Source organism: Pseudokineococcus marinus, from assembly GCF_013004605.1.
GTDB lineage: Bacteria > Actinomycetota > Actinomycetes > Actinomycetales > Quadrisphaeraceae > Pseudokineococcus > Pseudokineococcus marinus.
In genome coordinates, this window is the sequence record NZ_JABEMA010000464.1 from 1 (window position 1) to 1,744 (window position 1,744).

At 78.4% G+C, this 1,744-nt stretch carries 1 protein-coding gene; it reads right to left on the reverse strand.

Features of this window, described 5'->3' with window-relative positions:
• Window positions 1–37: 37 nt before the first annotated feature.
• Window positions 38–1,627, reverse strand: a complete 1,590-nt coding sequence (locus HLB09_RS16620) for an FAD-dependent oxidoreductase (protein WP_171204408.1) — start codon at window positions 1,625–1,627, stop codon at window positions 38–40.
• Window positions 1,628–1,744 lie beyond the last annotated feature (117 nt).

Sequence of the window (1,744 nt, forward strand, 5' to 3'; positions counted from 1 at the left end):
GTCCGGCACGCCGGTGGCCGCGCCGGGCCGCCGCGCGTCAGGCGCCGCGGACCGCCTCGCGCCCCTCGAGCCGTGCCGCGAGCCGCAGCGCGAGCGCGACGATCGTCAGGGTCGGGTTGGCGTACCCCGAGGTGGGGAAGACGCTGCCGCCGACGACCGACAGGCCCCGCACCCCGTGCACCTCGAGGTCGGTGCCGACGACGCCGTCCGCGGGGTCGAGCGCCATCCGGGTCGTGCCGGCCGGGTGCGCCGCGTCGGTGACGGTGGACCGCCAGGCCGCGTCGTCGGCCATGGACGGCAGCTCGCGCACCTCCGCGACGCCGAGACGGCGCAGGTCGTCCGCCACCCAGCGGGTGAGCCGCCGCGTCGTCTCCAGCTCGAGGTCGTCGCACGTCCAGGTCACCCGCGCCCGGGGCAGGCCGTGCGCGTCGACCTCCTCGGCGAGCCGCACCCGGCGGTCCGGCTGGGGCGCCTGCTCCACCCACAGCTGCAACCACACGTGGGAGGGCCGCTCGCCGATGGCCATGCCCCTCGCGAGGCGGCGGTAGGCGGTGCGGGCGACGGCGGGAGCGGCCGTGGCCGCCGTCGCCACCTCCCGCAGCAGGTGCGGAGGTGCGGTGCGGCGCCGCGCCGCCTGCAGCAGCCGGCGGCTCGCCTCGAGGCCGGGGTGGGCGTGCTCGTGGACGAAGACGGCGGTCGCGTCGAGCAGGCCGTGCTCCTCCTGCGCCCGCGGCGCCAGCCGCACCTTGGGGAAGAGCCGGCGCCCGTCGCGGCGGAGCACGACGTAGCGGTCCTGCAGCACCCGGAAGTCGCGTGGGAGCACCTCGGCGGTGCGGATGATGGGGTGGTCCTGCAGGTGCCGGCCGGTGTGCTCGCGGCCCTCCCCCAGACCGACGCCGTCGGCGTCGCTCAGCTGCAGCAGCCGGGCGTTCTCGATCGAGCCCGCCGCGAGGACGACCTCGCGCGCGGCCAGCTCCCGGCGCGTGCCGTCGGGCAGGACGACCTCCAGCCCCGTCGCCGCGCCGTCGGACGTGCGCACCCGGGCGACGGTCGCGTGCAGCAGCACCTCGACGTGCGAGGAGGCAGCGAGGGCGGCGCGGTGCTCGGTGCCGAGGTACGGCTGGCGCATGTACTCGGTGAAGTCGTGCAGGAGGTGGTCCCCGTCCCACGCCAGCGGGGGGAGGCCGGGGTGCTCGGACCAGCGGTCGGGCCCGTAGCCCCGCCCCGAGACGTCCAGCCACTCCTCCGCGCGCTCGTACCAGGGGCCCAGCTCGGCGAGGGACAGGGGCCACCCGCTGCGGGCCACCCACGGCCGGGGCGCCACGTCGATCTCGTGCAGGCGCATGCACTGGCCGTGCCAGAGCTGCGTCGTCCCGCCGAGGACCCGTGCCCGGCCCTCGCCGAGCCCGTTGAAGGGCAGCGCGTCGGCCACCCCGCCGTTGAGGGCGTCGCCGCGCCCGATCGCCGTGGCGTCGGCGACGTCGCCGCCCGACTCCAGCAGGAGCACGCGGCGCCCGGCGGCTCCGAGCGTCGTCGCGAGGGCGATGCCGGCGGCCCCCGAGCCGACCACGACCACCGCGTCGCCGGCGTCGGCGGGGAGGGGGGCGGTGCGCAGGTCGGTGAGCACGGGAGCACCTCGGCATGTCCGGTGGTCCGGTCGACCACGGCGTGGACGGGGCGGTCCCGGCCGCGGGCCTCGCGCCGGGCCCCCCGGCGGGCCCGGCGATGCTACGGCCCGGGCCCC